The 26,487-nt window shown below is 40.4% G+C and carries 29 protein-coding genes; 14 read left to right on the forward strand and 15 right to left on the reverse strand.

Annotated features, from left to right (window positions below; translation table 11 throughout):
• Nucleotides 1-217 precede the first annotated feature (217 nt).
• Complete coding sequence (locus HDF25_RS15560) at nt 218-475, forward strand: hypothetical protein (protein ID WP_184626355.1); 258 nt, start codon at nt 218-220, stop codon at nt 473-475.
• A gap of 32 nt (nt 476-507) precedes the next feature.
• Here HDF25_RS15560 and HDF25_RS15565 read toward each other — a convergent pair whose 3' ends face one another.
• The 4 genes from HDF25_RS15565 to HDF25_RS15580 form a co-directional block, all read right to left on the reverse strand.
• Nucleotides 508-1,671 carry an MFS transporter gene (locus tag HDF25_RS15565; RefSeq protein ID WP_184626357.1) on the reverse strand — a complete coding sequence of 388 codons (1,164 nt, stop codon included), beginning with the start codon at nt 1,669-1,671 and terminating at the stop codon, nt 508-510.
• Nucleotides 1,672-1,753: 82 nt separating this feature from the next.
• A complete protein-coding gene (locus tag HDF25_RS15570) occupies nt 1,754-2,440 on the reverse strand; it encodes an HAD family hydrolase (RefSeq protein WP_184626359.1) in 687 nt (228 codons plus the stop codon).
• Nucleotides 2,441-2,473: 33 nt separating this feature from the next.
• The gene (locus tag HDF25_RS15575; RefSeq protein WP_184626362.1) at nt 2,474-3,496 is read right to left on the reverse strand and encodes a zinc-dependent alcohol dehydrogenase; all 1,023 of its coding nucleotides are present in this window, start codon (nt 3,494-3,496) and stop codon (nt 2,474-2,476) included.
• A gap of 3 nt (nt 3,497-3,499) precedes the next feature.
• On the reverse strand, nt 3,500-4,735 hold the full coding sequence (locus HDF25_RS15580; protein ID WP_184626364.1) for an aspartate aminotransferase family protein: 1,236 nt from the start codon (nt 4,733-4,735) through the stop codon (nt 3,500-3,502).
• 518 nt (nt 4,736-5,253) lie between these two features.
• Here HDF25_RS15580 and HDF25_RS15585 point away from each other — a divergent pair.
• The 3 genes from HDF25_RS15585 to HDF25_RS15595 all read left to right on the forward strand — a co-directional run bounded on the left by HDF25_RS15585 (nt 5,254) and on the right by HDF25_RS15595 (nt 7,200).
• Nucleotides 5,254-5,511 (forward strand): hypothetical protein, encoded by a 258-nt coding sequence (locus HDF25_RS15585; RefSeq protein ID WP_184626366.1) that lies wholly within the window; start codon nt 5,254-5,256, stop codon nt 5,509-5,511.
• Nucleotides 5,512-5,536: 25 nt separating this feature from the next.
• The gene (locus HDF25_RS15590) at nt 5,537-6,124 is read left to right on the forward strand and encodes a Crp/Fnr family transcriptional regulator (protein WP_184626368.1); all 588 of its coding nucleotides are present in this window, start codon (nt 5,537-5,539) and stop codon (nt 6,122-6,124) included.
• 107 nt (nt 6,125-6,231) lie between these two features.
• Nucleotides 6,232-7,200 carry a zinc-binding alcohol dehydrogenase family protein gene (locus HDF25_RS15595; RefSeq protein ID WP_184626370.1) on the forward strand — a complete coding sequence of 323 codons (969 nt, stop codon included), beginning with the start codon at nt 6,232-6,234 and terminating at the stop codon, nt 7,198-7,200.
• A gap of 62 nt (nt 7,201-7,262) precedes the next feature.
• On the opposite strand, the gene HDF25_RS15600 is transcribed toward HDF25_RS15595, so the two are convergent.
• Nucleotides 7,263-8,159, reverse strand: coding sequence for an NAD-dependent epimerase/dehydratase family protein (locus HDF25_RS15600; protein ID WP_184626372.1), 897 nt, complete (start codon nt 8,157-8,159; stop codon nt 7,263-7,265).
• Between the two features lie 101 nt (nt 8,160-8,260).
• On the opposite strand from HDF25_RS15600, the gene HDF25_RS15605 reads away from it, so the two are divergent.
• From HDF25_RS15605 to HDF25_RS15615, 3 genes are all read left to right on the forward strand, one after another.
• Nucleotides 8,261-9,157: a LysR family transcriptional regulator gene (locus tag HDF25_RS15605; RefSeq protein WP_184626374.1), complete on the forward strand. Its 897-nt coding sequence runs from the start codon at nt 8,261-8,263 to the stop codon at nt 9,155-9,157.
• A 23-nt stretch (nt 9,158-9,180) separates the two neighbouring features.
• Nucleotides 9,181-10,140 carry a Dyp-type peroxidase gene (locus tag HDF25_RS15610; protein ID WP_184626376.1) on the forward strand — a complete coding sequence of 320 codons (960 nt, stop codon included), beginning with the start codon at nt 9,181-9,183 and terminating at the stop codon, nt 10,138-10,140.
• Between the two features lie 117 nt (nt 10,141-10,257).
• Entirely contained in the window at nt 10,258-11,805 is a 1,548-nt protein-coding gene (locus HDF25_RS15615; RefSeq protein ID WP_184626378.1) for an MFS transporter, read from the forward strand.
• Nucleotides 11,806-11,831: 26 nt separating this feature from the next.
• Here the strand turns inward: HDF25_RS15615 and HDF25_RS15620 are convergent, their stop codons facing one another.
• Nucleotides 11,832-12,821: a hypothetical protein gene (locus tag HDF25_RS15620; protein ID WP_184626380.1), complete on the reverse strand. Its 990-nt coding sequence runs from the start codon at nt 12,819-12,821 to the stop codon at nt 11,832-11,834.
• Between the two features lie 109 nt (nt 12,822-12,930).
• Between HDF25_RS15620 and HDF25_RS15625 the strand changes: the two genes are divergently transcribed.
• Nucleotides 12,931-13,365, forward strand: a complete 435-nt coding sequence (locus HDF25_RS15625; protein ID WP_184626382.1) for an immunity 22 family protein — start codon at nt 12,931-12,933, stop codon at nt 13,363-13,365.
• Between the two features lie 49 nt (nt 13,366-13,414).
• Here the strand turns inward: HDF25_RS15625 and HDF25_RS15630 are convergent, their stop codons facing one another.
• Genes HDF25_RS15630 through HDF25_RS15640 form a run of 3 tightly spaced genes read right to left on the reverse strand, consistent with a single transcriptional unit; the run spans nt 13,415 to nt 16,132 of the window.
• Nucleotides 13,415-14,479, reverse strand: coding sequence for an alkene reductase (locus HDF25_RS15630; protein WP_184626384.1), 1,065 nt, complete (start codon nt 14,477-14,479; stop codon nt 13,415-13,417).
• A 46-nt stretch (nt 14,480-14,525) separates the two neighbouring features.
• Nucleotides 14,526-15,776 carry an RNA polymerase sigma factor gene (locus tag HDF25_RS15635; protein ID WP_221450922.1) on the reverse strand — a complete coding sequence of 417 codons (1,251 nt, stop codon included), beginning with the start codon at nt 15,774-15,776 and terminating at the stop codon, nt 14,526-14,528.
• An 11-nt stretch (nt 15,777-15,787) separates the two neighbouring features.
• Entirely contained in the window at nt 15,788-16,132 is a 345-nt protein-coding gene (locus HDF25_RS15640) for a YciI family protein (protein WP_184626385.1), read from the reverse strand.
• A 259-nt stretch (nt 16,133-16,391) separates the two neighbouring features.
• Between HDF25_RS15640 and HDF25_RS15645 the strand changes: the two genes are divergently transcribed.
• On the forward strand, nt 16,392-16,625 hold the full coding sequence (locus HDF25_RS15645) for a GlsB/YeaQ/YmgE family stress response membrane protein (RefSeq protein WP_184626387.1): 234 nt from the start codon (nt 16,392-16,394) through the stop codon (nt 16,623-16,625).
• A 52-nt stretch (nt 16,626-16,677) separates the two neighbouring features.
• On the opposite strand, the gene HDF25_RS15650 is transcribed toward HDF25_RS15645, so the two are convergent.
• Nucleotides 16,678-17,619 (reverse strand): hypothetical protein, encoded by a 942-nt coding sequence (locus tag HDF25_RS15650; protein ID WP_184626389.1) that lies wholly within the window; start codon nt 17,617-17,619, stop codon nt 16,678-16,680.
• 315 nt (nt 17,620-17,934) lie between these two features.
• Here HDF25_RS15650 and HDF25_RS15655 point away from each other — a divergent pair, with 315 nt between their 5' ends.
• Nucleotides 17,935-18,654: a porin family protein gene (locus HDF25_RS15655; RefSeq protein ID WP_184626392.1), complete on the forward strand. Its 720-nt coding sequence runs from the start codon at nt 17,935-17,937 to the stop codon at nt 18,652-18,654.
• Nucleotides 18,655-18,692: 38 nt separating this feature from the next.
• On the forward strand, nt 18,693-20,138 hold the full coding sequence (locus tag HDF25_RS15660) for a hypothetical protein (RefSeq protein ID WP_184626394.1): 1,446 nt from the start codon (nt 18,693-18,695) through the stop codon (nt 20,136-20,138).
• A 64-nt stretch (nt 20,139-20,202) separates the two neighbouring features.
• Here HDF25_RS15660 and HDF25_RS15665 read toward each other — a convergent pair whose 3' ends face one another.
• Together HDF25_RS15665 and HDF25_RS15670 are read right to left on the reverse strand one after the other, a co-directional pair.
• Entirely contained in the window at nt 20,203-20,613 is a 411-nt protein-coding gene (locus HDF25_RS15665; protein ID WP_221450923.1) for a GNAT family N-acetyltransferase, read from the reverse strand.
• Nucleotides 20,614-20,615: 2 nt separating this feature from the next.
• A complete protein-coding gene (locus HDF25_RS15670) occupies nt 20,616-21,071 on the reverse strand; it encodes a GyrI-like domain-containing protein (RefSeq protein ID WP_184626396.1) in 456 nt (151 codons plus the stop codon).
• Between the two features lie 174 nt (nt 21,072-21,245).
• Here HDF25_RS15670 and HDF25_RS15675 point away from each other — a divergent pair, with 174 nt between their 5' ends.
• Both HDF25_RS15675 and HDF25_RS15680 read left to right on the forward strand, forming a co-directional pair.
• The gene (locus HDF25_RS15675) at nt 21,246-22,019 is read left to right on the forward strand and encodes a hypothetical protein (RefSeq protein WP_184626397.1); all 774 of its coding nucleotides are present in this window, start codon (nt 21,246-21,248) and stop codon (nt 22,017-22,019) included.
• Between the two features lie 90 nt (nt 22,020-22,109).
• A complete protein-coding gene (locus tag HDF25_RS15680) occupies nt 22,110-22,847 on the forward strand; it encodes a class I SAM-dependent methyltransferase (RefSeq protein WP_184626398.1) in 738 nt (245 codons plus the stop codon).
• A gap of 6 nt (nt 22,848-22,853) precedes the next feature.
• Here HDF25_RS15680 and HDF25_RS15685 read toward each other — a convergent pair whose 3' ends face one another.
• From HDF25_RS15685 to HDF25_RS15695, 3 genes are all read right to left on the reverse strand, one after another.
• Complete coding sequence (locus HDF25_RS15685) at nt 22,854-23,945, reverse strand: aldo/keto reductase (protein WP_184626399.1); 1,092 nt, start codon at nt 23,943-23,945, stop codon at nt 22,854-22,856.
• A 136-nt stretch (nt 23,946-24,081) separates the two neighbouring features.
• The gene (locus HDF25_RS15690) at nt 24,082-25,317 is read right to left on the reverse strand and encodes a transglutaminase-like domain-containing protein (RefSeq protein ID WP_184626400.1); all 1,236 of its coding nucleotides are present in this window, start codon (nt 25,315-25,317) and stop codon (nt 24,082-24,084) included.
• Nucleotides 25,318-25,356: 39 nt separating this feature from the next.
• Nucleotides 25,357-25,917, reverse strand: a complete 561-nt coding sequence (locus HDF25_RS15695; protein WP_184626401.1) for a T6SS immunity protein Tdi1 domain-containing protein — start codon at nt 25,915-25,917, stop codon at nt 25,357-25,359.
• 144 nt (nt 25,918-26,061) lie between these two features.
• Between HDF25_RS15695 and HDF25_RS15700 the strand changes: the two genes are divergently transcribed.
• Nucleotides 26,062-26,487 (forward strand): VOC family protein, encoded by a 426-nt coding sequence (locus HDF25_RS15700; RefSeq protein WP_184626402.1) that lies wholly within the window; start codon nt 26,062-26,064, stop codon nt 26,485-26,487.

The following is a 26,487-nucleotide window of genomic DNA, read 5'->3' on the forward strand; positions in this document are numbered from 1 at the left end:
AGTAGAAATCCCCTTTTCTTAAAACAGGTGTTTTTACCTGCCAAGCTCAATCAGAAGAAATAGGTTCTTAAAGTTTTACCGACAGTAAAATATTTCTTTTTGTCAGTTCCTAAAGCAGTGATAACCTCGTTAATAATAGTGGCGGATTTAAACACTTCCGGCAAGGTGGATAAAATGAAGAAAAAACGCTACTTTTAGGGCATACACAAGCGCTTAGATGAAATACCACTACCAATTTGTATCAAGGACCACAGTAAGAATAGAACTCATACCGGAAGACAAAAAAGAAACAGCACTGATAGACAGCTTTTTTGCATCTGGAGAAGATGATGAGCAGCTTATGGTACTTTTCCGTAAAGGAATTGAAGATTATGCCACCAATGCGCAACTTACAGAAACCAGGTTCATGAATTTTCCGAAAGTAGCACTTTGTAGTTATAATGTGGTGGTACAAACTGCCGAATTAATAAAATAAAAATACTTTTATCTTCCTTTTCTGATCCCCTGTTATATCATTTTCTTGATTTGCGAAGCCATAAAAGTAGTCCCCAAACCAAGCAAGGCGATCAGGGCAAAAGACCAGCGTAAATTAGTTGCCTGCGCGATGAAACCGATCAAAGGCGGCCCTATCAGGAACCCCAGAAAACCAACAGTCGATACGGCTGCAATGGCTATTCCAGGAGCCAGCGTTTTTGATTTACCTGCAATAGCTAACACTAAGGGTACCACGGCTGATACCCCAACACCTACCATTAAAAAACCGGCTGTTGCAGTATATATATTCGGAAAGATAACCGCGAGTAATAAACCCGATGAGCTGATTACACCACTAAACTGCAAAATTTTACTAACTCCATATTTTGTTACCAGGCCATCGGCAGTAAAGCGGCCCATTGCCATGGTAGCCATAAAAGCTATACTACCCACCGTGGTGAGCGTTTCGGGTACAGCGACCACTTTTTGAAAATAGACCCCGCTCCAATCGAACATCGTTCCTTCTGTGATCAGGCTTGCGAAAGCAATAAATCCCAGTTTCAGTATATTATAATCGGGCTTGGCAAACAGGGGCTGTGATTCTGAAACTTCATCCTCGGGCAACAGATTTCTATAGGAAACCATGACCATGATCCAACACAGTATACCAATAATGATATAATGCATCCAGAGCGGCCATTGGAGATTTATAGCCAGTGTACCTATAGCAACGCCGCTAAAGCCGGCCAGGCTCCATAAACCATGAAAAGAGGCCATGATAGAACGGCCGTATAATGATTCGATGCCTACAGCCTGAGTATTCATGGCCACTTCAAATACATTATTCAAAAAACCAAAGCAGAATAGTACAATAACCAATTGCCAGATATGCGCAATAAGGCCAATCATACATAAAACTAGCGGAAATAATATCCCCGCGGCTATCAGTACACGGCGGCTTTTATATTTGCTTACCATCCAGCCCGAAATGGGCAAGCTGGTAAGCAAGCCTATGGGTAAAGCAAATAACACGCTTCCCAGTTCGGCATTGTTTAAACTAAAAAATGCTTTCAGGTCATGAATGCGGCAGGCCCAGCTGGAATAGGTTAAACCGCAAATAAAGAAAAATATACAGGTAGCGACGCGGTGCGAACGCTTGATATCAACAGATGAAGTAGATAATGATGATGACAACATAAATTTATTTTAAACCCAAAGGGTGGTATCAAAATTACCTGTCCGGAATATTTAATTATTTCGGACAGGTATCATAATTTAGCTACCAGGCAGGCACGTCCTGGTTCCAGAGATGCTGATAGATCTCATCATAATCATCAAGTTTGACAATATTACTGATCTCAGTCAGTTTTTTATTGTTGATGCCGATGAAGCGAATAGCCAATTGCTTAGTAGCTTCATAATCCCACCGCCCATCGCCAATGTAAGTAATTTCAGTAAAGGGTACTTCCATCTGGTGTATTTTATTCATCTGACTTATGGTATTACCTATAATATCACGTCTTGCTTTCGCATCCTGGGCAAAGGAAGCAGCAATGCAGCCGCTGGTGTCTATACCAGCACAACGCAACTTATATAAAGCTGACTCGCGCCAGCCCCCGGTAGCTAACCCGATACTGACCCCCTCTTGCTGGCAAAGTGTTTGGATGATCTTCGCGGCTTTAGGTATTTCTTTCATACAATTATTCTCCAAAGCATAAGCCCCGGCAAGTAAATTACAAAAATGACTGATAAACTCATCCCGCTCCGCCTCGGTATAAGTACGCTGATACTGTTCCTGAAATAACTGATCAATAATACCAGAATCTGTAGTATTTACATAATGACCGTAATTGGTTTCGAAACCTTTGAAATTAAATACGTCTTCCAAAGCCTGTGTAAAACAACGATCGTCAACTTCCGTAGTATCGGTTAAAGTTCCGTCGATATCAAATATAATGTATCTCATAATTTGAATGGGGGTATTAATTAAAAGAAATTGTTAAATGGTGATCACAGATTTTAAACTCGAAATATTGTTGCTGCGGTCACGCGTGCTCACATTAACACCTAAGTGCTCAATAGCCAGCTTAAAATCGTCAAGATTATAATCGTTAGTGATGATCTTTTCCAACCCCATGCGCCCGCTGTTGATCATATCGACCGCGTGCTTAAAAGTGTCCATAGAATCAATGGAGCCAATAATAGAAATACTGCGATCGGCTATTTCCCTCGGATTAATGGTCTGCTGATTATTACGCAAACCCATCATAGATATTTTACCACCATCGGCAATAGCCTGCATCGATTTTTCCAGTAGCGAACCAGTGGTATCAATGATCAGGTCATATTGATTTTTCTGCGGAATAAACGCCGGTTCTATCTTCCAGTGTTTTGATAAAACGTTGTTCTGCTCTATCAACTTGATCCTTTGGCGTGATGCTTCATAAACCACACCTTCCTGTATACCATGTTGGGTAAGCGCCATATAAAAAAGCAAACCTATTGGGCCACCTCCTAATATAGCTGTGCGCATAAAAGGGGTTACTGCCAGTTTTTTTACCGCTGTCAATACACAGCTTAACGGTTCAGACATGGCACCCTGTTCAAACGGGATATTGTCGTTGAGCGGATAGATGAAATGCTTGGTGGTTTTAAAGTACTTGGTAAATGTACCATCAATAGATACACCAGCTTCGGTACTTGATTTATGCAGGCAATGATTACGCTGCCCTCTGCGACAGTTTTCACAATAACCGCAAAAGTAAGTCGGATCGATGATCACGCGCTGCCCTATTTGGCAGCTTTCAACCCCGCTTCCCTTAGCGACAATAACGCCGGCAGATTCATGCCCGATGATCACACTGGGTTTTGCCATATATTCTCCTGAGATGATACTCAGGTCGGTACCACAAATACCTGTAGCTTTAATTTCTACAATCACCTCGTCAGGTAATGTAATCTCCGGTTCTGCTCTGTCCTGGATATCAATGTCCCAGGCCCCGCTGTATACAATTGCTTTCATATTTTATAGCTGACTAAAAATTTTATTTAAACGCGAATAGATCTCTTCAATATCATCAACAGTGGCGGTAAGTGCCGGCCGCACTTTAACCACATTGCCAAAACCATAGCGGGAACTCCTTAAAATGAGGCTATGATCTTCAAATGCAACCTCAATGATCTTATTCGTTAAAACCGGATCAGGGACACCATCTTTAGCTATGATCTCCAGACCCCACATATAACCTATACCCCGTACATCCCCTATGATGTGGGGGTAATTTTCTTTAAGCTTGTTCAGCAATTCGCCAAGGACAATTCCGGAGCTGCGCACATTTTCCAGGAAACCTTCTCTTGTTACGACTTCCATCGTTTTTTTCGATGCAGCCAGTGACAAGAGGTTACCGCCTGAGGTATAAGAGTGTTCGAATTTTTCCAGTACCGCGTACTCGGGTTTATACAGAATGGCTGCTGCCGGTATACCAATACCGCCCAGACCTTTTGCAAGCGTAATAATATCCGGCTTAATGTCATAATGCTCACTGGCAAACATATAACCCGTGCGGCCGATGCCTGTTTGCACTTCGTCGGCAATGAGGGTGATTTCCAATTCATCGCATATTTGCCTTACTTTTTCAAAATACCCTTCCGGCGGCATAATATTGCCCCCATTACCCAATATAGGCTCCATAATCATGGCTGATACATTGCCCGAGCTACCATATTCTACATAATCATAAATAGCTTCTGCACATAAAAACCCACATTGATCCGGGCCTTTAGCCGAAAACGGGCAACGGTAGCAATACGGTGCAGGTACAATGGCATTTTTGGTAGAAATAGTATTGGAAAAAGATTTTCGCCTGAATGCATTCCCAGAGATATTGGTGGTATACAGCGTTTGCCCATGATGTGATAGCGACAAGCTAACCACCTCATTTTTGCCGTTAAATTTATTGGCGATCTTTACAGCACCCTCATTGGCTGTTGAACCAATAATGTCGCGCATCCAGCCATCGGTAATGTACTCCGGAGCTTCGTCAAGAATGCAGTCAAGCACTTGCTGCGCCAATTCGGCGGTAAATGCCGATGATACATGGATCAGATTTTCAACCTGTTGCTTAAGTACCTCCACCAATTCGGGGTGACTATAGCCCAGTGAGAGGTTAAATGTTCCTGAAGCCCCATCTATGTACTCTTCATTTTCAGGGGTGTAGAGGCGAATGCCGCTACCTTTTGTAAAAGTGACGTTGTTGGACATGTTTTTTAGGTTAGAAATGATTAATATTTGGTTTGTATAAACTTTTAATTATTTATCAGACAATAAGATTCCATATAGCCAATTTTCAATGCCATAAACAAATAGGTTATATTATCTTATAATAAAACGTTTTATTAGATAAACAACAGTTTAAAAAGTAACGATTTACCCGGCCGCTTTCAATTGAAGTCTCCCAAAGTGATAAAGAAATTTTGCTTTCCAGGTGCTGCTGCCATTACCCCTATCTGCCCCTTTTGACCAGGCGGAAAATAGATAAGCCGGGAGTAACAGTTCATATAATTAACTATCGAATGAATATTTGACCGCTGCATATTAATTTTATATTAACTACTAATAAACATACGATAATATTTTTTACAAATCAAAAAAAATATATTTTCATTAATAGGAGAATCGAATAGCCCAACTAAGAACAGGCGAAAAAAAAAACACCAATCATTTAAAACATTGCCGATATCTAAAAAAATGCTACTTTTAGGGCGCACCCAAGCGCTTAGATGAAATACCACTACCAATTTGTATCAAGGACCACTGTAAGGATAGAGCTCATACCAGAAGACAAAAGGGAAACCGCACTGATAGACAGCTTTTTCGCACCAGGAGAAAATGATGAGCAGCTGATGGCACTTTTCCGTAAAGGAATTGAAGATTATGCCAGCAATGCATACCTTACAGAAACCAGGTTCATGAATTTTCCGAAGGTAGCGCTATGTAGTTACAATGTGGTTGTACAGACCACCGAAAACATTGCCTGACAATTCAAATCATAAAACCTGGCCTATGCTTGAACAATTAAAGCATAAATTTCATTTAAATGACTCCCAGTGGGAGCTATTTTCTTCCTGTCTGAAAAAACTCAAAGTCCCTGCAAAAACAACCCTGTTACAGGAAGGTGAAATCGCTAAAAGAATATTCTTTATTGAAAAAGGCTGTATCCGGGTATTGTTCAATCATGATGGCAGGGACCTTACCTTACAATTCTTTTTTGAAAATGAGACGGTGGCTTCGATGGAAAGCTTTAAAAAAGGTGCTCCCAGCCTGATGGGCATGGAAACCATTGAGCCTTGTACCTTGTGGTTTATCAGCAAACACGATCTTGATCTGTTATTACCAGAACTGGAAAAAGTATCCGGATTGAGGAACAAATTTACCGAGTATCTTTTTGAGCGGATGTTCCTGTACATGAGACACTTTTTCTCCTTCATTAAAGACAGTCCCCTGGAGCGCTATCAGAACCTGATCCAGGAAAAACCAATTGTTATTCAGCGCGTACCTCAGCATTATATTGCTTCCTATCTGGGCATCAGTTCCGTACACCTCAGCCGGATCAAAAGCCAGCTGGTGCGAAAAAACATGAAGTCTTCTTAAAAAAATTCAAAGATTTTCAGCCTGTTTTGACTGGTACATTTGATAACAAATGTTATCGCCAGCCTTGATTATAGCAACTAATTTTACAGTATTAAAAACGTACAAAAATGAAAGCAGCAGTCATATATCAGGTAGGCAGTATGCCTCAATACGCAGAGATCGCAGAACCGGTTGTTCAACAGGAAAACAACGTGTTGGTTAAGGTCAGGGCCGTCGCCATCAAACATCTCGACCGGGCCGTAGCCAGCGGTAAACATTATTCCTCAGGACAGACTTCCGGAGCCAGAATTGTAGGCGGCGATGGTATCGGTGTTTTGCCCGATGGCCAGCGAATCTATGGTTTCGGTGTGGGTGGGACACTGGCAGAACAGGCAATATTCCTGAAAAGCTGGAGTACCCCGGTACCCGACGGACTGGATGACATTACCGCAGCAGCACTCCCTAACGCCGTCATGGGCTCGGCCATGGCCTTACTTTTCCGTGCGCAGCTTCAACACGGTGAAACTGTATTAATCAATGGAGCAACCGGTTTTACCGGAAAAATGGCAATACAACTCGCAAGGCATTATGGTGCCGGGAAGATCATTGTCACAGGACGAAACCAGGAAACGCTAAATTCCCTTACGGAACTGGGCGCAGACCAGCTCATCTCATTGAATGAGAATGACGAAGCTATAGTCAGTCAGTTAAAGGCAATTCATGCAGTTACCCCAATTCATGTCGTTATTGATTACCTTTGGGGGCATTCGGCACAGCTTATCCTGTCAGCATTAAAAGGAAGTGGTACATTTAGTCCCAGGACCCGTTATGTATCTATCGGTGCCATGAGCGGCGATATCATCCAGTTATCCTCACAGATCTTACGGAGCATCGACCTCCAGCTATCGGGTTCCGGTCTGGGAAGCTGGACAAAAGATGAGATCGGTTTATTATTTCGTGAAATACTACCCGAGATATTTCAGCTGGCAGCAGCAGGTAAACTAAAGGTCGAAGTCATTACAGTATCCCTAAAAGATATTGAACAACTATGGGAAACAGACCCAGGAAACGGAAAAAGACTCGTAGTCAGCATTTAAGCCAATACGAAAAGCCTCTATACAATCCGAGGCTTTTCGTATTTAAAATCAAAATTCAGATTTTAACGCTGACCGGCAATCCAGGAAGACACAGACTCCCCTTTCGGCTTCCAGCCTAGTAACCGCCTGGCGTGAACCGCCCTTACACGACTATTAGATCCTAATGCAAAACGCGCCCAGTCCCCTAATTCTGCTAATGCATCCTCAGCGTCCCATGAACCTACCTCGCCCCCATAACCCAGCGCCCTGCTGATATATCCCGCAAGATCAAGGTAAGATTCTTCTCCATTTTCCGCATAAAAATATCCCGCAGAAGGAGCTTTTTCCAAAGCCAGGTCATATAATTCAACCAGATCAGCAATATGCACATTTGACCATCTGTTAACCCCTTTACCTAAATAAACACCTTTACCCAGCTCTCTTGATTTACGAAAAACAACAGGTAACTGATCGCTTTCGGTATCCAGCCCCAGACTGTTCCCGTAAATCATAGAAGGTACAATTACTATCGTCCTGATCTGTTTCTCTACCGCAGCAATACGTACCATATTGTTAATAGCCGTCCGCTTAACCCGAACTTCCATAGGTGTAAACAAACTTTCCTCATCAAATATTTCCGGATTTTCAGACCTGCCCAGCACATCATCGCCAACCACGCTCGATCCCGATGTATGGATAAAGGTTTTTCCCGTGCCTTCCAGGGCATTGAGCATGGTCTCAATTGCAGAACGATGATCGGAATCTGCGGTGTGTATAACTGCATCCGAGAGCCGGGCATACTCATCAAGCAATACCTGATCTTCTAAAGTCCCCAGTACAGGGATAATAGCCAATTGTCTTAGTTCGGCTTCTTTTGCAGGATTACGATATAATCCATAAATTATATGTCCCTTGTCTGCCAGGAATTTTGCTACAGAACTGCCAATATATCCCGTAGCCCCTGTTAAAAATATTTTCATGATTCATTGTTTTTAATTCATTACAAATGTCCATGAGTTTAAGTTATAAAGGAAATAATACAATTTATGGATATCTATAAATTAATTTATAGCTTTATACCATGGTAAATCTGGAATGGTACAGAACTTTTAAAGCAATATATCAAACAGGGACACTCACCGGAGCGGCTGTCGAATTACTTATCTCCCAGCCTAACGTCAGTCAGCATCTTTCAGCACTGGAAGCCCATATTGGCAAACAGCTTTTTGAAAGACAACCACGCCGCATGGTACCAACAGATTATGGGAAACTATTTTATACCCAGATCATTGAGGCAATAGATAAACTCGAACATGTTGAAGCCGAATTCAGGTACACGCGGACATCCAATATCCCCCTGACCTGTATCGGTATGCCTAATGAATTTTTCAGTCAGGTACTGGCCAGCAAAATACACGTTGCACCGGCAAATCTTGTATTCGAATTTGGCTTAACACAAACGCTGATGAAGAATCTCCTGAGCGGGAAACTATATTTCGTAGTAGCAACAAATTGTGACAACGAAAAGGATATTGTCTATGAACCATTCCGGGAAGAGAATTTCCTGTTGATCAGCAATTTTGGCCATGACACAACAGCATTTGACCAATTAATCAGTACCAAAGAATATGATCAGGCAGAAAAATGGCTCACAGAACAGGACTGGTATGTATACAGTAGTGATTTGCCAATTATCCGCCGTTTCTGGCTAAAGAATTTCAAAAAGCGCCCGGCCATCAAACCAAGATTTATTATACCCGATTTTAATGCAATTTTAAAAGGCATTGCTCATGGTACCGGAATTACAATTGCTTCAGATTACCTGGCAAAAGACCTGATCGAAGCACAAAAAATCAAAGAAATATGGAAGGGCAGGGAAATTACAAGCAACACCATGTATCTTGCCTACAATAAGAACAATGTCACTACAGCCCAGATTGAAATGGTCAGAGAATTATTAAATTTAACCCGAGATTAATCATTAAATATATTAAACAGAATATGAAAAGAGTACCAGAGGACGAGTCACAGAATGTCGCTGATTACCCAAATAACAACACCATTTTTACAGTCTGGAAGTTTAAAGAAAACACAGAGATCAAACCTGCTTTCGAAAGAATTTGTGCCCTCATCGCTAACCTTAATCACTCATTCATTATAAGAACACCTGGTGGACGTTCCAGTTGTGTAATGGGTATAGGATATGATGCCTGGATTAAACTTTCATTACCTACCCCACTTCCTAAGGAATTGAAAAATTTCGAACCTGTTGCCGGATCGAAACATACGGCTGTCGCTACTCCGGGAGATTTACATTTTCATCTGCGGGGAACCGACATGGCAGTTTGTTTTGATATGCTCACCGCGATAACAGAAGTATTATATCCGGTTGCCGATTCTCTTGAAGAAGTACATGGTTTCAGATATTGGGATGGACGTTCCATTCTTGGTTTTGTCGATGGAACAGAAAACCCGGTTGGCAACGAACGACAAGGCTTTGCAGTTGTAGATGATGAAGACCCACTTTATAAAGGAGGAAGTTACCTTTTTGTACAAAAATACCTGCACGATATGCAGGCATGGACGAAATTATCTACCGAAGCCCAGGAAAAAGTAATCGGACGTTATAAACTCAGTGATATTGAGATGTCAGACGATGTAAAACCTGAAAACTCACACAGTTTCTTAGCCAATTTAGAAGATGAGGATGGGAATGACCTGAAAATAGTAAGGGACAATATGCCTTTTGGAAATCCTTCCAGAAGAGAGTTTGGAACCTATTTCATTGCTTATGCAAATACTTTCAGTACCACACATAAAATGTTGGAAAGGATGTTCATCGGCGTTCCTTCCGGAAACCATGACAGAATATTAGATTTCAGTACAGCACATACCGGTAGTCTTTTCTTTGCTCCGTCAATGAATATACTGAACGATTACACTGCTGAGCCTGCAAGCTGATACGGTATTTAAATAACACCAAATGGGGCAAACTGGTTAATTCATAGTTTGCCCCATTTTTTTAATATTAATCCGGATGATTTCGTTATTTTTAATCAATCCCGACAAAATTGTTTTATGGCAACAGTTGCACTCCGAAGTATCCAGGGCAAATGGGTTATGGCTTGTACCATAATGGCCTCAGCAATGGCTTTTATTGATGCCACTGCATTAAATGTGATCTTACCTTCCTTACAGCAACACTTAAAAGCTTCCGGACCAGACCTGTTTTGGGTACTGAATGCCTATTTACTCATGCTCGCTTCCCTCATTCTGATCGGCGGGACATTGGGCGACAGATTAGGCCGCAAAAAGATATTCATGATCGGGATCTTTATTTTCATATCAGGGTCTGCAGCCTGCGGTTTTTCTTCCAGTGCCACTATCCTGATCATTTTCCGGGTGATACAAGGCATTGGTGGTGCATTGATGATACCAGGAAGTCTATCCTTAATTTCTTCTTCTATTGATGAAAAAGAACGGGGAAAAGCCATAGGAACCTGGTCTGCGGCCACCACTTTAGTAACAATGGGCGGGCCTGCACTGGGTGGCGCCCTTGCCGATGCCGGTCTTTGGCGTTATATATTTTTCATTAATGTGCCTATCGGGATTATCGTGTTGATCTTCTTAAGGACAAAAGTGAAAGAAATCAAAGATGAGGACAACCATAAGGGATTGGATTTTTATGGTGCAATTGCTATAGCCCTTGGCCTGGCGATGCTCACCTTTGGCTTCCTGCGTTTACCCGCTGTTGGCTTTAGTCATATCCAGGGTTATGGTTCAATCAGCGCAGGGATTTTACTACTCCTTACTTTTATCGTCATAGAACGTAAAAGCAGTCAGCCAATGATGCCATTGAGTTTGTTCAGCAATGTCATTTTCAGCGGGACAAACCTGCTTACTTTTTTCCTTTATGCAGGACTAGGTGCAGGAATGTTGTTTATTTCACTGAATATGGTGCAGGTGCAGGGTTATACACAGCTTGAATCCGGTCTTACCTTTCTGCCATTTACTATTTTCATGGTCGCGAACGCACGTTTTGCCGGCAGCCTCGCCGATAAATACGGACCAAGGTTCTTTCTGATCACAGGCCCTTTTTTAGCTGGCGCAGGCTTACTCCTCTTATCCTATATTCAGCAGACAAAAGGACCTTCAGATTACTGGACCACCTTTTTACCAGGTATTCTGATCTTCGGTTTTGGCATGTCACTTACCGTTGCACCCCTTACTGCAGCGGTAATGGGTTCGGTAAGTGATCATTTTACAGGTACAGCATCAGGCATTAACAATGCTGTATCAAGAATTGCAGGTGTTTTTGCCAATGCAGTTCTGGGTTCGATGGCTGTACTACTGTTTTCCGCAGCTTTACAAAAGGAAATTAAAGAACTCCCGCTTAACCAACAGCAAAAACAAGCTGTAATTGCGCAAAGCGCAAACCTCGGGAATGCCAGGGCTCCGGAAGGATTAAATCCAGTTCAGGAAAAGAAAGTAGTAGCGGCCTACCATTCCGGTTTTATTGATGCGTATGGAAAAATCATGAAAGTTTCTGCTGGTCTTGGATTCTTAGCCTCATTAATGGCCCTGATCTTTATTCAGTCACCGGGCATTAAAAAAGCACTTGTTTGACCCAGAAAAAACAGAGCAACCCAATATTAATCAGACACAATTGATGATTTCACAAGCTTATAGAGGTCAATATTCTTTTTACCCTCAGCTCCCCTGAGTTTCTCCTTAAAGCTGATCACTGAACGGGCAACAGCACTGGCCGGATATTTTTTGATAAGCTGATCAAATGTTTCTTCTACATCAGGCTGGAGCTTATTTGTATCAGGATCAGTGCTTGGCGTATTCTCCAGACCTCCCAAAAGATAACTCATATAAGTCTGATAATTACTTTTAGCTTCTGCCTTGTAATACCCCTTAGGAGAATGCTTCAAATACTGTTCCCATGAAAAAGCCCAGTCTCCAAGCGTAGCTCTGTCTACTGCCAGTCCTGCATCATAATCAACTACAGGATCGTTCTCCAAAACTGTTTGTGCCCAGAATTTCTGATCATCTTTTGTTAAAGATGATGCAAATAGCCATTCCCAGTAAGCTGGTCTGAGATGAAAAACAGGTCCAACTTCTTCTTCAGACCTGATTTCAATATAATGAGCTGAGAGTTGCTGAAACAAATCTTTTTGTTCCGGACTCAGCTTTTCAAGGAAGCCTGCTTCTACTCTTTTCTTACTTGCATCCATTGATTCTCCCTCAACGTAATTATTTTCAGTATTTTCATAAACTGGCAACAGTTGTCCCTGACGCGCGTCCAAATGACTAATTACCGGTGTCAGCACTTTTCTCCATTGATCCAGCAATTTGTACCGCTGGTTCAGGTCAAGTTCGGGTAACTTCTCCCTGATCATTTTTTCGACCGCTGTCAGACTAAGCAGAGATGGTTTTTGCCTGAATAAATCAAACCCAGGCTCAGCAATGGTATCGTTCCTGGTAACTAAGGAGTCTTTTTTCAAGTCCGGACGAAGAAAGCTATCTGTTTTTTTGATTTGTGCCACTTTTTCCGGCCGTGTACGCAGTACTGCCCAGATCGCAGCGATCAGCACTAAAAGGGATACTATAATTAATGGAATTCTAAATTTGGTCATTTAATTTAAGGAATTATTGAAATGGCTTACTTACATAAAGTATGCCATCAATTTATAAACATTACCTTTATCCATCATTATAAATTTGCTTTACTAGAACAGAAAGAAAATGGCACAACAAAACATACATGTGTGGACAGGGATCTCCAACAAAACGGAGGAGCAATTCTATAAATATTTTGACCAGGATAAATTCCTGAAAGATAATCACAGATTCAGCACTGATGAATCTCCAGAGAAAGACGGTCCGGATCTCAAACTCCGTTGTCAGTTCTGTAAAGACCTCGGGCTGCCATCCGCCTATAACGAAGATTGGATAACCATGCACTTCAGCCGTAAAAAAATCAATGTCCAGCTGGCTATTGAAGAACTTCCGGTTTGGGATGATCAGCTGGAAGTAGATATCTACAAAGCCTGTGTAGCTAAAGGAATTTCAACAGTAAACGCCATATTTTCATATGCAGATGATACGCTGACAATTGATGCTCCGTTGAAAAGCTATAATGATCTGATGTATGTTGGCTGTTTTGTCAGTCAGTTTTAAACAGATTCATAGCATTGAAGGTGTCCGGAAAGACCGGACACCTTCCTTTTTACCCCAGATAAGGGTAATCGGTATACCCCTGTTTTCCGGTCATGTAAAAAGTAGACGGATCTGGTATATTCAGGCCCGCATTCTTTGCGAACCTTTCCGGCAAATCGGGATTAGCGAGAAACAGCTTTCCATATACAATAGCATCAGCACCGCCTTTGGCCAGCAGGTTTTCACCAGATTCTTTCGTAAATCCACCATTAGCCAGATAAACACCTTTATAAGCCTGACGCAGCAATCCATGCAGTTCAGCGTTAGTTAATCTTTCAGAAGCAAAAGCGACATGAAGATAAGCCAGGTTCCTGTTGTTTAATTTATTGATAATATATGGATAAAATTCTTCCGCATTGGCATCCTCCATATCATGAAGAGGGTCACCAGGAGAAATCCTGATTCCCATCCTGTCAGCGCCAATCACAGCAATAATAGCATCAGCACACTCCAATAGAAACCTCGCTCTGTTTTCCTCATTTCCCCCGTATTCGTCAGTCCTCAGATTTGAATTTGTACCTAAAAACTGATGAATAAGATAGCCATAGGCGGCATGCAGCTCTACCCCGTCAAAATCACAATCTATGGCATTTTTAGCTGCCACTGCAAAATCCTTAATAATATGTCTGATTTCATTGGTGGTTAATGCCCTTGGGGTCACCAAATCCTTCATACCCTGTGGAGTATAACTTTGCCCTTTTGCAGGAATGGCACTTGCTGAAACAGGCAGCGCGTTTTCAGGTAGAAAATCAGGCATAGCCATGCGTCCTGTATGAATAAGCTGCATAAATATTTTACCTCCTTTTTTATGAACCTCAGCCGTTACAGCTTTCCAGCTCCTGAGCTGTTCAGCAGTATAAATTCCCGGTAAATTACTACCGGATTTTGCCATTGGCGAAATACAGACTGCTTCAGTGATCAATAAACCAGCTGAAGCCCGCTGCGCGTAATATTCACCTACAATATCCGGCTGGGTTCCCGCATTATCTGCACGCCCCCTGGTCATTGGGGCCATCACCATCCGGTTTCTTAATTCAACTTTTCCTATTTTTAATGAATCAAATAATGTTGTCATGCTTTTATATTTTATTAAAAAGATAGCATCAACCGCAAATACAGCACTATCCCTGACGAAGGATCAATCGTTCCAACTCTCTGGTCAGAGTTTTCCTTTCAGCAGGTGATTTTGTCAGCTCTATAGCTTTCCTGTAGTGAATTATAGCTTTGTCAATGTTAATGGCTACATATAAGTAACCAATCAGAGAATGATAGTAATTATTCTCATTCAGGTTGAGTTTTTCTGCTTCTTTGATACCTTGTTCATTTCCATGAACTTTTGCAAATGCAAATGCTCTGTTTAATGCTGTCACTGGTGAGTATTCTATCAGGATAAGCTGATTATATAAAGATAAAACATGGAGCCATTTGTCTACTTCTGCCGGAGTAGTATGCCAGTAAGCAATTCCCGCTTCCAGGTGATATTTAGATATCTCGTTTCCAGAACAGGCATTTACCAGGTAATAGTTACCCTTATCAATTAATTCCTGGTCCCACAGAGACTTGTCCTGCTCTTCATATAAAACAATCTCTCCGGCAGCATCCAGCCTGGCTTCAAACCTCGAACTTTGAAAACATAGTAAAGCCAGTAATGCATTAGTTCTGGTTGTATTGGTCAAGGGGTTTTCAATCAGTACCAATGCAAGTCTCATTGCTTCTGCACAAAGATCTTTTCGGATCAGATGATTATTGGATCTGGAAGAATACCCTTCATTAAACAGCAGATACAGAGTCCTTAAAACTGTATCTAACCTTGATTTTACTACCGTTTCCTGCAACTGACTAATCTGAAATTCATTCTTCCGGAGGCTTGCCCTTGCTCTGAACAGCCTCTTTTTAATCGCCTCTTTCCTGGCAAGAAATGCATCAGCAATTTCTTCTATACTAAACCCGCAAAGAATCTGCAAGGCCAGACAGATCTGTGATTCTCCGGGGTTATCCGGATTACTGACCGCAAAAATCATCGCCAACTGGCTGTCAGCTATTGTTTGCGGTGTAAAATCAGTCTCTGGTTCAATCTGAGGTGTATCTCTTTCAAATTCTCCCCTCACTTGCGTCTCAAAAATATTTACTCTTTTAAGATAGTCCCTGGTTTTGTTTTTAGCTACCGTATAAAGCCAGGCTGAAGGATTTTCTGGAACACCATTTACGGCCCATAACTCACTCGCCTTTAAAAACGTTTCACTTGCTATATCTTCAGCTACTTCAATATGTTTCAAACCAAAATGACGGCATAACACTGCTGTCATCCGGGCATATTCCTGCCTGAATAAATGAGGTAAAAGCTCAGTCCGGAAACTATTTCCCTGATTCATCCTCCTGGTTCTTACAATCCGCTACGACGTACCATCACTTCCCTTACTTCTATATTTCCGCCAATTTTGAAAATAGGATTGGCTTTTGCCAGCTCAACCGCTTCTTCAATAGTCTCTGTATTTACAATGATATACCCACTTACAAACTCCTTGATTTCCGTATAAGGACCATCAGTCACCACATTATCCGGATAAACGGTTCTGGCATTTACCGAAGATAAAGTATTTCCCTGATCAGCCAGTTTGTTTTGGGCGGCAATACTCCCCAGCCAGTTCATTCTCTCCTGCATTTGTTCAGGTGATGGTTTAAAATCGGAATGATTATTCAATCTGAAAATTAATACAAACTCTTTCATTTTTATAAAATTTTAATGTTTTTGGTCTGATGACGATTGAGCATCCAAGATGGGGACAAAATATTTTTCTACAAAGCGTTATAATTAATAATTTTCAACCAGGATCTCTGAATATCATGCCCTAAGAACATGATTCACCATGCCATAAACACCCGATAATAATATTTTTACATAATACATACATTCTCAGTTTTTATATTAACTTTAGTTAACCTAAGAAATTTTGTCACAAACAATTTAAACAATAGAAATTATGCACATGTTATTTCACATTTTATTGGGAGGTATTGCTGGTTGGCTTGCCGGAAAAGTAATGAAAGGCGATGGTTATGGGGTTATTTTTGATATCCTGCTAGGTTTAATTGGCGGATGGGTCGGCGGAGCGCTCTTAGGATGGATTGGTATCCACACAGGGGGAGACATCAGCTATCTGGTCACTGCATTTTTAGGTGCTGTATTGTTGGTGTGGATTTCAAGGTTGATCAAAGGATAACCAGAACAAAATCTAAAATAAGGCTGTACCTGAGGGGGTACAGCCTCTTAACTTATCTGATCAGCTGCTTTAGTTCCTTTTTGGTAAACTCCTGCGTTCTGATTTCAGGTGTATCCGCCACAACATATTCCTGTTGTGCTGTTAAAACGGTATCCGCATTTCCGACTGTATAGAAATGCGGAGCTACAAACCCATAAAAACTTTTAGAGCTCTGAATGCTCCTGTTTTTCATCCCTTCAAAATCAACTGATTTCAGATAAGTGATTAACAGATTGACACCGAATAAATCACTCCCTGTCTCCTTAGTATTAAGTCCCAATGTGGTTCCCGGAAAGACAGTCTGCCCCTGGCGCACAACAAAACTTCCTTTTTTAAATCCTCTGTAAGTAGCCAGCGTACCATCCGCATGTTCAATCGTTAATTCATTGATTTTGTCGCTATAGGTTAGACCGGCAGAAGCCTCTGGTTCATAAAGATCCCTGACTTCAACAACTATCCCTTTCCGCACAGCGGCAATGGAATCTGCCTGTTTGGTGTAAAACCGATAGACTTTCCAGTCTTCGGCTGTAGTACCACCAAAATACGCTTCCCCGATAAAACCAACCTCGGCAATCTGGGTCTTTGTTCCGTTCTTATAAGGAAGGATGTAACTGAAATTGCTATTATATTTGGGGTTTAACTTTCCTTTGATATAGGAGTAATTAAAGGAGTATTCAATATTTTGTTCTTTATTTATAGGTGATAAAGTAACCAGACTTCCGGAAGAACTTTTCAGTGTATAACTCTTTTCCTTTGCACCAGATGAATTATTTAAAGTATTGAACTTTAAAATTAAGGTATAAGTTCCGGGAACGTTCTTTTCGTAATTAATCTCTACTCCTCTTTCCTTGTTTGTTTTGGAAGCCACAGTAATCAGATTTTCCTGTGCGTTTACTTTTAGTACACCTAACCCTAAAGAAGCGCAAAGCATGACTATTTTCGTTTTACTTATCATTTATCCAAGTGGTTTAATATTTATGCAATATACTATACAAAAGACACCAGAATAATCTTTAATGAAAAATAGTTGCCTTTTTTCATTAAAAAAAACCGGGCTCATAAATCCAGTCATTAATTATTAATAAAAATAGTTAAACAGCAGGGAACTGCTTAAATAATTATAGAAAAATTATATATTTGCAAATTATATAATATAACCTCAAAGCGCATAATGTTCTCTCATCTTAACGCCGATGTTAACACTCGGGCAATCTTAAAAAAAACTTGTGTTTTTGTTCTTACACTCGCAACTACAATCAGCTTAACAAATGTGGCAATTGCACAGGGTATCCAAAAGAAAGAACATACCAACAAATTTACAGACTCATTAAAAAACAGGATTGAAGTTGGTATAAACGGAGGTCTTAGCCTCAATCAATTTACAAAAGGGCAACCTCAGACCAGTTCAAATACCGGTTATACTGCCGGCCTGCTGATCAACTACAGATTACCCAAAAACTTAAGTTTACAGCTGGAAATAAACGCGCTTCAGCAAGGAGGCAGAATGATCCGTTTTAAGGATGATACCAGAATTGGCCTGCCGGAAAGTTTTAACAGCAAAAATGTTAAAAACAGCTCATACCTACTTAATAGTATAGAGGTTCCATTATTAATCAATTATACTTTTAAAATAAAACCTACCTGGAAACCTTCAGTGTACCTTGGCGGAAGTTACGCCTACACTTACAATGTAAGTGAAAAGTATCAAAAAACAGGTGACCTGCTTCCAGGAGAAGATATTATAGCCACTGTCAGCGGATCACAAAATGCAACCAATTTGTTTAACACCTCCAGATTTAACTTAATCGTTGGTGCCAATGCAAAATTGCCACTGATTTATAAGTTCATGTTGCTGATAGACTTCAGATATTTAAAAGGGTTAACTCCTGCCAGGGAAAACTATTCTTATATCGAAAAAACCGGCTTTGGAAGCGATATCAAAACTAATTCTTTCCTGACCAGGATAGGAATTACCATGCCTTTGAAGTAAACACCCCTCCCCCTAATCAAACAAATAAACAAGCACATATGAAGTCAAAATTTACTATTTTAACGATGGTGTCGTTCGCCATTCTTATAGCAGGTTGCAGTAAGAATGAATTTAATGAACGTGACGCTATAAACGCACAAAAAGAATTGCTGAACCTTAAATATCAGCATGAAATTGATCTTGAAACCCTAAAACAAAAGGGTGTAAATGCCCTGCAACAATTGGTTAATGATGCTGCACTGGCACAACTCAAATTGAGTGACAGTTTGAGAACCAATAGTGATATTGCTGCAAGAAAACAAGACTATACAGTAACAGTTGTCGATGTTTTGACCAATAGCCCTGTCTCGGATGCAGATGTCACAGTATCTTCACAAGGAAAATTATATACAGCGAAAACAAATGTTCAGGGTTCTGTAACGTTTACTTCTCTCTATTTATTTCCGACAAGTCCCTTCCTGATATCTAAAACTGGTTATGCAGCTACGCAGATACTACAGCAAAACATTGCTTACGGTACAATAAAGCTTTGGAATACTGCGGATGTGACGAATGAAATTTTAGGTAATCTGTATATTGAAACAGATCTGACAAACAATACGTCAGAAAAAGTAGGAGCTAATGTTTTAGTTACAGCTTCAACAAGTATCCCAAATGGTCAGAATAACCAATATAACCAACCTGGATATTATAATGTGTATTTTCCAACATACACCAAAGCAGACGGTAGTTACTCTATCAAGGTACCAGCTGCACCGAATACATACAATTTGTCATTTGAGCAAATTACAGCTGACCAGAAACTTTTTGTAAATTCAACAGATGAGGATCCTATTCAATCATTCCCTAGTAGTTTACCCCGTGTAACTACTATTAAAACCTATTTTAACGTAAATAGCTACAGTGTCGGCATCCCAAATGTAACTAACTATTATTATTTCAAATTTGCTCCTGACAAAACCGGAAAAGTATTATATATACCTGGTAATCAACCTAATTACAATTACAACCAGGTTTTACTATCCTCTACTGGCGATAAGTTCCAGATTGAAAGACTTAATGTAAATAACAATTACTATAATAATTTCGATGTATCGAACTTCAATTATGATCCGAATACTAAAGTTGACGTAGAAATGATAGATGTGGTAGGGAACCTCATACAATCTGCTCCAAAATTAGCGGCTCTTGCAAATTCAAATGGAAAGTTAAGTAATTATTATTCTCCTGAAGGCGGAAATGGTTACGTACATCTTAAAAGAGATGATACAGGTGTTATAGTGCCAAATGCGAAAGGTCTAATATTAAAAGCTACTTCTTACGATAGCTATAATAACACTTACAATTTAAACTTCACAAGCAACCTTAATACAGCAAACAACCGCTATAATTCGAACAGCATCCAGCTCATTAACAAAGGAGATAAAAAAGCAGTTAATTTTTACTATGGTTCTGGAGATAGCAGAGTAAAACAAGCTAATTAATACTGTCTTATCATTTAAGAATACAAACCCCTGTTTCCTAACATGAAACAGGGGTTTTATATTTCTATCTGGAAAGCAGATCCTTTTGCATCACAACAAAGGCAACTCCATCCTTTATGAAATGCCTGCTGGTCTTTATCATTCCGAATTTCTCATAGAAAGGTGCTTTATCCAGCCTGGCATTACACCACAGCATATTCACCCCGCAATTCACCGCCTCTTCCATCATATGCAATAAAAGTTTACCCCCATAACCTTTCCCCTGCTCCTTTGCGTCGGTTGCAAATTTTCTGAATTGGGCCGAATTCCCGTCAATAAAGAGCGAGACAACAGAAACCAGTTGATCCTGATTAAAAAAACCAAAATGAATTCCTTTTTCGTCATCTTCAAGTTTGATATAATCAATTGGTTGATCCGGCCACATTACCCTTTGTCTTAAGGCCCAGGTATCGGCAGCATTAATTTCTCTGATCACTTTTAAGGTATAGCTATAAAAATATCAACTTCAGCATTTTCAGGATCTGATGTTTTATGTCCATATACTTCAAAATCTGCCGTATAAATTCTTTGTATCCCTGAATTCCAGATTTTCATCCATTCCTGTATAACGATGTAATCGCTCAATTTCCCTTTAGCTGTAAATTTCATATAATTTCCGCCTTCAATAGAGATACCTTTAAATCCATCCGGAACATTGTTCAGATTAGCTACCCTACAGCCAAGAATTGTGGTATATGGTTTTGTAAAATCCTTTTCATACTCCGTATAAACGCTATAAACAGTATGATCAATTTTTCCAGGAATCTGTTCGATCATATTTTCTGATAAAAACCTGTCCCATAACTTAGAAATGTCCGTTGCAGCTTTTTCGTTCTCATTTGTAGTTCTTACAGCTATACCTATAAGATAAAATTGTTCTACTGATTCACTCATTTTTTAAATATTTATTAGGTCACGAAATTAGCACTGCTAATGACAACCCTATGTCAGCAGGGATAAATTTAGCTTATTTTGGGTCATATGACCCTGTAATTATGATGTGTTCTAAATTAAATTGCAACTCAATTCAATTCTGATTAGCAAAGGACTATCCTAAATTATATAAATATGAACAATAGATTATACAGAGAATTCGCTCCTTACTATGCAGCAGCGAGTGGTGATAGAGATTTCAAAAACCAGCTGGCCAGCATACTGAGTACCTATACACCAGAAAGTCCCTGCAACTCCTTCCTCGAATTATTTGCTGGTCAGGCCGTCCACAGTCTGGAAGCCCAGGAAAATCAGGATCTTGATGTCTGGGCCTTAGATTCCAGCCGTGAAATGAAACAACTGGCCATCAAAAACGGATTCAAAAACCCCAACCAATATATCCTGGGGAACCTGCCAGAATCAATTTTAAAACTTTCAGAAAAAACAAAGTTTGATTGTATCACCTGTCTGTATAATGGTTTGAGCAATTTAACTACACGGGAAGTATATGAATTGTTATCGAATAGCCAACAGCTATTGAATACCCACGGCAAAATATTCATAGAAATGCATGATGTCGCCTATATCATGGAATACATAACAGATCCACAAATTCATTTTACCGAAACACAAACTACAGAAGGTGAATCCTTTAAGTATGCATGGCCAAGTGGAAAAATCAAATGGGACAATTACAGTTATACTGCAAAAGTACCTGTACAATTTCTTATTCCAACCTCAAAACGCACCGATACTATTGAATTCACTTCAATTGAACGTATTTACAGTGTTGATGAAGTCAGATTCATGGCCGGATTGCTGGATTATAATTGCAGGATATTAACCGAAGACCCATTATGGCAAATAAACTTCGCCGGAGAAATCATTCTGGAACTGTCTCTTAAATAAATACATCTACCTGCAAGAGCCCCAATAACAAGGGGTTCTTTGTTCCGTTTTTAGGCAAAAAAGCATAAAAATGTATAGCTTTGCTTATCTATGAAACAGAATAAATACGATGATCCTCAGTTCTTTGCCAATTACAGCCTGATGCCACGCTCTGTCGATGGACTGAACGCTGCAGGGGAATGGCATACTTTCAGGGATATGCTACCCACGCTTCAGGATAAAAAAGTACTTGATCTGGGTTGCGGTTTTGGCTGGCATTGTCTTTATGCACGTGAACAACAGGCCCGGGCAGTAGTTGGTGTTGATCTTTCAGAGAATATGCTCGCCAGAGCAAGAAAAAGCACTGATGACCCAGCCATTGAATACCATCAGCTGGCTATAGAAGATATTAATTTTACAGCAGAAGAATTCGATGTAGTAATCAGCTCACTGGCCTTTCATTATGTAGAGAACTTTGCGCAGGTTTGCCAGAAAGTTGGCCATAGTCTTCAACCAGGCGGTTCATTTGTCTTTTCAGTTGAACACCCGGTTTTCACTGCCATGGCAACACAAGACTGGTATTATGATGAAAATGGTAAACGTTTACACTGGCCGGTTGATGGTTATCAGCAGCAAGGCCAGCGTATCGCCAGATTTCTCGATCATGATGTGGTCAAATATCACCGGACTATAGAATCGTATCTGAATGACCTGATTGATTCCGGTTTTCGGATCACCAGAATTTCAGAACCACAGCCATCTCAGGAAGTATTAGACAAACATCCTGAAATGCAGGATGAAACACGCCGCCCTATTTTCCTGATGATCGCTGCGGTCAAAGATAAATAAGAACCTTTAATATACCTCTTTACTATCTTTTGGTAGTAAAGGGGGTACCATAGAACTAATTCCATTGATGTTTGCCCCGGCCTGTCCCATATGTCCGGCCCGTTCACGAAGAAATGGTATCGGGAAGCTTAAAGCAGGTTCTGATAACTTATCCAGCGAAGCAATATCATTCTTTGTCAGTTCTACTTTCAGAGATTGCAGATTCTGGTTAAGCTGATCCATAGTCCTTGCCCCAATTAACGAAGAGGTCACTCCCGGGCGACTATTTACCCAAGCCAGGGCTATACCGGCAGGCGTTGTTTCTTTTTCTTCTGCCAGTTCCACCAGACGGTCAATCACACGATAAGTGTCTTCCGGGAACTCCGCTCCTGTTTCTGTACCATTCCGGCCGCTCACCAGCTGACCTTTATTCTCTCTGGTATATTTGCCGCTTAAAACTCCTCCTTTTAATGGCGACCAGGGCATAACACCTAAACCAAGATCCTGCGCCATAGGAATAAGTTCACCCTCTACTGTCCTTTCCAGCAATGAGTATTCTATCTGTAAACCAGTGAAAGAACTCCATCCCCTGAACCGGGCAATCGTTTGTGCCTGCGCTACTTTCCATGCCGGTGTATCAGATACAGCAATATAACGGACCTTGCCCGAAGTGACCAGATCATGTAAAGCAGACATGGTTTCCTCAATAGGTGTATAAGGATCAAAAGCATGCATCCAGTACAGGTCTATAAAATCAGTTTGTAATCTTCTCAGTGAATTTTCAAGAGAGGAGATAATTGTTTTTCTGCTGGCCCCTCCGGCATTCGGATCACCTGGATAAAGATTACAGAAAAACTTGGTAGAAAGCACCAGCTGATCCCTTCTTACATCCGATTTTTTCAAATAATCCCCGATTATTTTTTCCGAATGACCTTTAGTGTAAACATTAGCTGTATCGATGATATTACCACCCTGCCCAATATATGCTGAAATAATTGCCTCAGAATCTGCTGGAGTAGAACCCCAGCCCCAGTCTTCACCAAATGTCATTGCGCCCAATGTCAGAGGGCTAACCCTTAACCCCGATTTACCCAGGGTTCTGTAATTTGTTAAATCCATAATTTTTATTTTTCCGGAGCAACAGAGAACCGGTATATAAAATTAGGATGAACCCGATCTTACAGATTGTGTAAATCAAACCGATAATAGCAAAAATCAAACATGGCCTGAAAACTATCCCTGATCGTTACCCGTATCAGGGTTTTGCCCAGAAGTAAGCCGCATTGTTTGTCGCATAATTTATTCTGGTTTTTGATTCCGATTGATCTCCTTTCAGCGTAGTATAGCTTCCCGGAAATAAATCTATAATCACATAGGGTTGTTTTCCACTTCCTGAAGTTTCCAGATCCCATTCACTTTTAGCTGCACAATTTATCCAGAACAAATTCTTGGACATATAATAATCCAGGTAATGCGCTTTAGTCTGTTTTTCCTGGTTATTCCAGTTGGCATCAGCATTCACCGATAACTCTTCACCCTTAACCAGTTTGTCCCTCACCTCTTCAATACTGAGTAAATTCCCTTTTTCATCACTGACAAAGGCATTAAAAGTAGGGTCCATCCAAACCCATTTATTCAATGTTTCTGACCAGACTACATTAATGACATGACAATCAAAATCAGCAGTATCTTTAGGCATGCAGGTGACCACTCTTGATTTAAACCCGACAGCCTGATAAGTGTCTCTTAATGCCGTAGCCATCATTCTGCAATTGACCCCACGATTTTCCTTTTGACAGATTTCAATTAAATCCACCGCATTTTTTTGTTTTGGGTTGTCTGCATTTCCGTCATGCCTGATGGTATTATGTATCCACAAAAGCAGGTTTTTGATTTTTGATATTTCGTCTCCGTTTCCACTTATAGAATCCAGCTTAAACTGCTTTCTGAATTTAACCAGTTCCGGAGCATTGACATCCTGATAGCTAAAGATCTGGGAGGTGGCTCTTTGATCCTGATTATTATAGGCACCCGAATTTTTCAGGATATAACCAAAATCGCCTTTCTCCCGTATTTTTAATAATACAACCTTAAAAGCTTCTTCACTGCGCAAACCATCAAGATCAGTATCTTCCATGGTATGTTTGTAATTGGTGTACCCGCTCTGAAAAGCACTGTCCAGGTAGAGAATAGCCCTGGCCTTATCCCCATCTAAAGCCGTGTAACAAGACAGATTATAATATTGATTTGGCACTATACCACTATATTTTTGCTGTACTTCAACCGGTAATTTCCTGAAATCCATACCAAACCGGAGGGTGCCGGCAATAGCAGTTTTATAATCTTTGTTGTCCACCGCTGCCTTTATTTCTTTGACAGCGGCCTTATATAGCTGGTCTAATTCTTTTTCTTCCTTTGAAGCTGTCTGACTGTAAACAGTAAAACCACTCAGACAAATTACAGTTAGCAGGGTAAGTAGTTTTTTCATCATATAAATTAAGTTGGTTTACGACATAGAACCTGGTTAAGGTCAGGACTGAAATAACAAATCAAGGTGTACCTGGCAATTCCCTTTTGCCAGACGGTCTAAAGACACTTTTCCACCCAAAGCCAGCGGAGGAACAAAAAAGAAGATCTCATTATTTTCAAGGTGTCCCAATTTTTTCAGTGCTGCCTTAAACAATTTAATCCTTAAGATTTCAGTCATGATGTAACTATCGCACAAATAGCCGTTAAAAAAATCAACCAGGCTCCAGACGCAGGTCTCTATTTGTTTATAATGCGGATCAAATACACAAACATCCTCATCCACTGCTGTTAATTTCCTATAATAAAATAACTCTCCGAAACCACTGATAGCTATCGGAACATAATTTGGCACTTTTCGCCCCAGCGTCCTTTCCAGATCATCCTGAAAATCGTCAGGGTTAATCAGTTCAATCAATCCGTCATTATACTTACCTAACCCTTTTGTACTCCATAAGTTAATGATACTGGAGGGGAGAATATGTGCATAGCGATTCATCAGTTCACTTTCTGCTTTAACCGTTAACGTGGGATGATATTTTTTCGAAAAATGAGTTAATGACATAGAGACTGAATCAAATAGTTGTATTATAAATATAGCTTGATTTTCAGTCCGAAACAACCACTAAAATTGTCTAATTCATACCCCTTCTGATTCCATTCTCTTGTCTATATTTGATTTGTAATAGTTAATCTAAAAACACAAACCATGGCAGCACTTAATCCTTATTTAAACTTTGACGGCAATACCGAAGAAGCTTTTAATTTCTACAAATCAGTTTTTGGCACCGAATTTCTGGTTGTATCCAGATTTAATGAAATGCCTCCGGAATTTCTGCAATCTCCGGAAGACGCTAACAAAATCATGCATATTTCCCTGCCAATCGGAGGAAAAAGTGTGCTGATGGGTAGTGACAGATCAAGCGCGTTCGGCCCCATGACCAAAGGAGATGATTGCTACATTGCTATCCAGGCGGACAGTGAAGAAGAAGCTACAAAATTATTTAACGGTCTTTCCAAAGGTGGTGTAGTGACCATGCCGCTGGAAAAAACCTTCTGGAATGCCTATTTTGGGATGTTTAACGACAAATTTGGAAAACAATGGATGATCAACTTTGATTACAATCAAAATTAA

Origin of the sequence: Pedobacter cryoconitis (genome assembly GCF_014207135.1) — a bacterium.
Lineage (GTDB): Bacteria > Bacteroidota > Bacteroidia > Sphingobacteriales > Sphingobacteriaceae > Pedobacter > Pedobacter cryoconitis_D.

Excerpts from the sequence above, each read along its gene's own strand:
- HDF25_RS15590 (WP_184626368.1), top strand. The coding sequence starts at position 5,537 with ATGCTTGAACAATTAAAGCATAAATTTCATTTAAATGACTCCCAGTGG.
- HDF25_RS15640 (WP_184626385.1), bottom strand. The coding sequence starts at position 16,132 with ATGAAAGAGTTTGTATTAATTTTCAGATTGAATAATCATTCCGATTTT.
- HDF25_RS15685 (WP_184626399.1), bottom strand. The coding sequence starts at position 23,945 with ATGGATTTAACAAATTACAGAACCCTGGGTAAATCGGGGTTAAGGGTT.
- HDF25_RS15585 (WP_184626366.1), top strand. The coding sequence starts at position 5,254 with ATGAAATACCACTACCAATTTGTATCAAGGACCACTGTAAGGATAGAG.
- HDF25_RS15575 (WP_184626362.1), bottom strand. The coding sequence starts at position 3,496 with ATGAAAGCAATTGTATACAGCGGGGCCTGGGACATTGATATCCAGGAC.
- HDF25_RS15645 (WP_184626387.1), top strand. The coding sequence starts at position 16,392 with ATGTTATTTCACATTTTATTGGGAGGTATTGCTGGTTGGCTTGCCGGA.
- HDF25_RS15615 (WP_184626378.1), top strand. The coding sequence starts at position 10,258 with ATGGCAACAGTTGCACTCCGAAGTATCCAGGGCAAATGGGTTATGGCT.
- HDF25_RS15600 (WP_184626372.1), bottom strand. The coding sequence starts at position 8,159 with ATGAAAATATTTTTAACAGGGGCTACGGGATATATTGGCAGTTCTGTA.
- HDF25_RS15670 (WP_184626396.1), bottom strand. The coding sequence starts at position 21,071 with ATGAGTGAATCAGTAGAACAATTTTATCTTATAGGTATAGCTGTAAGA.
- HDF25_RS15565 (WP_184626357.1), bottom strand. The coding sequence starts at position 1,671 with ATGTTGTCATCATCATTATCTACTTCATCTGTTGATATCAAGCGTTCG.
- HDF25_RS15580 (WP_184626364.1), bottom strand. The coding sequence starts at position 4,735 with ATGTCCAACAACGTCACTTTTACAAAAGGTAGCGGCATTCGCCTCTAC.
- HDF25_RS15570 (WP_184626359.1), bottom strand. The coding sequence starts at position 2,440 with ATGAGATACATTATATTTGATATCGACGGAACTTTAACCGATACTACG.
- HDF25_RS15650 (WP_184626389.1), bottom strand. The coding sequence starts at position 17,619 with ATGATAAGTAAAACGAAAATAGTCATGCTTTGCGCTTCTTTAGGGTTA.
- HDF25_RS15635 (WP_221450922.1), bottom strand. The coding sequence starts at position 15,776 with ATGAATCAGGGAAATAGTTTCCGGACTGAGCTTTTACCTCATTTATTC.
- HDF25_RS15680 (WP_184626398.1), top strand. The coding sequence starts at position 22,110 with ATGAAACAGAATAAATACGATGATCCTCAGTTCTTTGCCAATTACAGC.
- HDF25_RS15605 (WP_184626374.1), top strand. The coding sequence starts at position 8,261 with ATGGTAAATCTGGAATGGTACAGAACTTTTAAAGCAATATATCAAACA.
- HDF25_RS15620 (WP_184626380.1), bottom strand. The coding sequence starts at position 12,821 with ATGACCAAATTTAGAATTCCATTAATTATAGTATCCCTTTTAGTGCTG.
- HDF25_RS15610 (WP_184626376.1), top strand. The coding sequence starts at position 9,181 with ATGAAAAGAGTACCAGAGGACGAGTCACAGAATGTCGCTGATTACCCA.
- HDF25_RS15595 (WP_184626370.1), top strand. The coding sequence starts at position 6,232 with ATGAAAGCAGCAGTCATATATCAGGTAGGCAGTATGCCTCAATACGCA.
- HDF25_RS15560 (WP_184626355.1), top strand. The coding sequence starts at position 218 with ATGAAATACCACTACCAATTTGTATCAAGGACCACAGTAAGAATAGAA.
- HDF25_RS15625 (WP_184626382.1), top strand. The coding sequence starts at position 12,931 with ATGGCACAACAAAACATACATGTGTGGACAGGGATCTCCAACAAAACG.
- HDF25_RS15675 (WP_184626397.1), top strand. The coding sequence starts at position 21,246 with ATGAACAATAGATTATACAGAGAATTCGCTCCTTACTATGCAGCAGCG.
- HDF25_RS15695 (WP_184626401.1), bottom strand. The coding sequence starts at position 25,917 with ATGTCATTAACTCATTTTTCGAAAAAATATCATCCCACGTTAACGGTT.
- HDF25_RS15690 (WP_184626400.1), bottom strand. The coding sequence starts at position 25,317 with ATGATGAAAAAACTACTTACCCTGCTAACTGTAATTTGTCTGAGTGGT.
- HDF25_RS15660 (WP_184626394.1), top strand. The coding sequence starts at position 18,693 with ATGAAGTCAAAATTTACTATTTTAACGATGGTGTCGTTCGCCATTCTT.
- HDF25_RS15630 (WP_184626384.1), bottom strand. The coding sequence starts at position 14,479 with ATGACAACATTATTTGATTCATTAAAAATAGGAAAAGTTGAATTAAGA.
- HDF25_RS15700 (WP_184626402.1), top strand. The coding sequence starts at position 26,062 with ATGGCAGCACTTAATCCTTATTTAAACTTTGACGGCAATACCGAAGAA.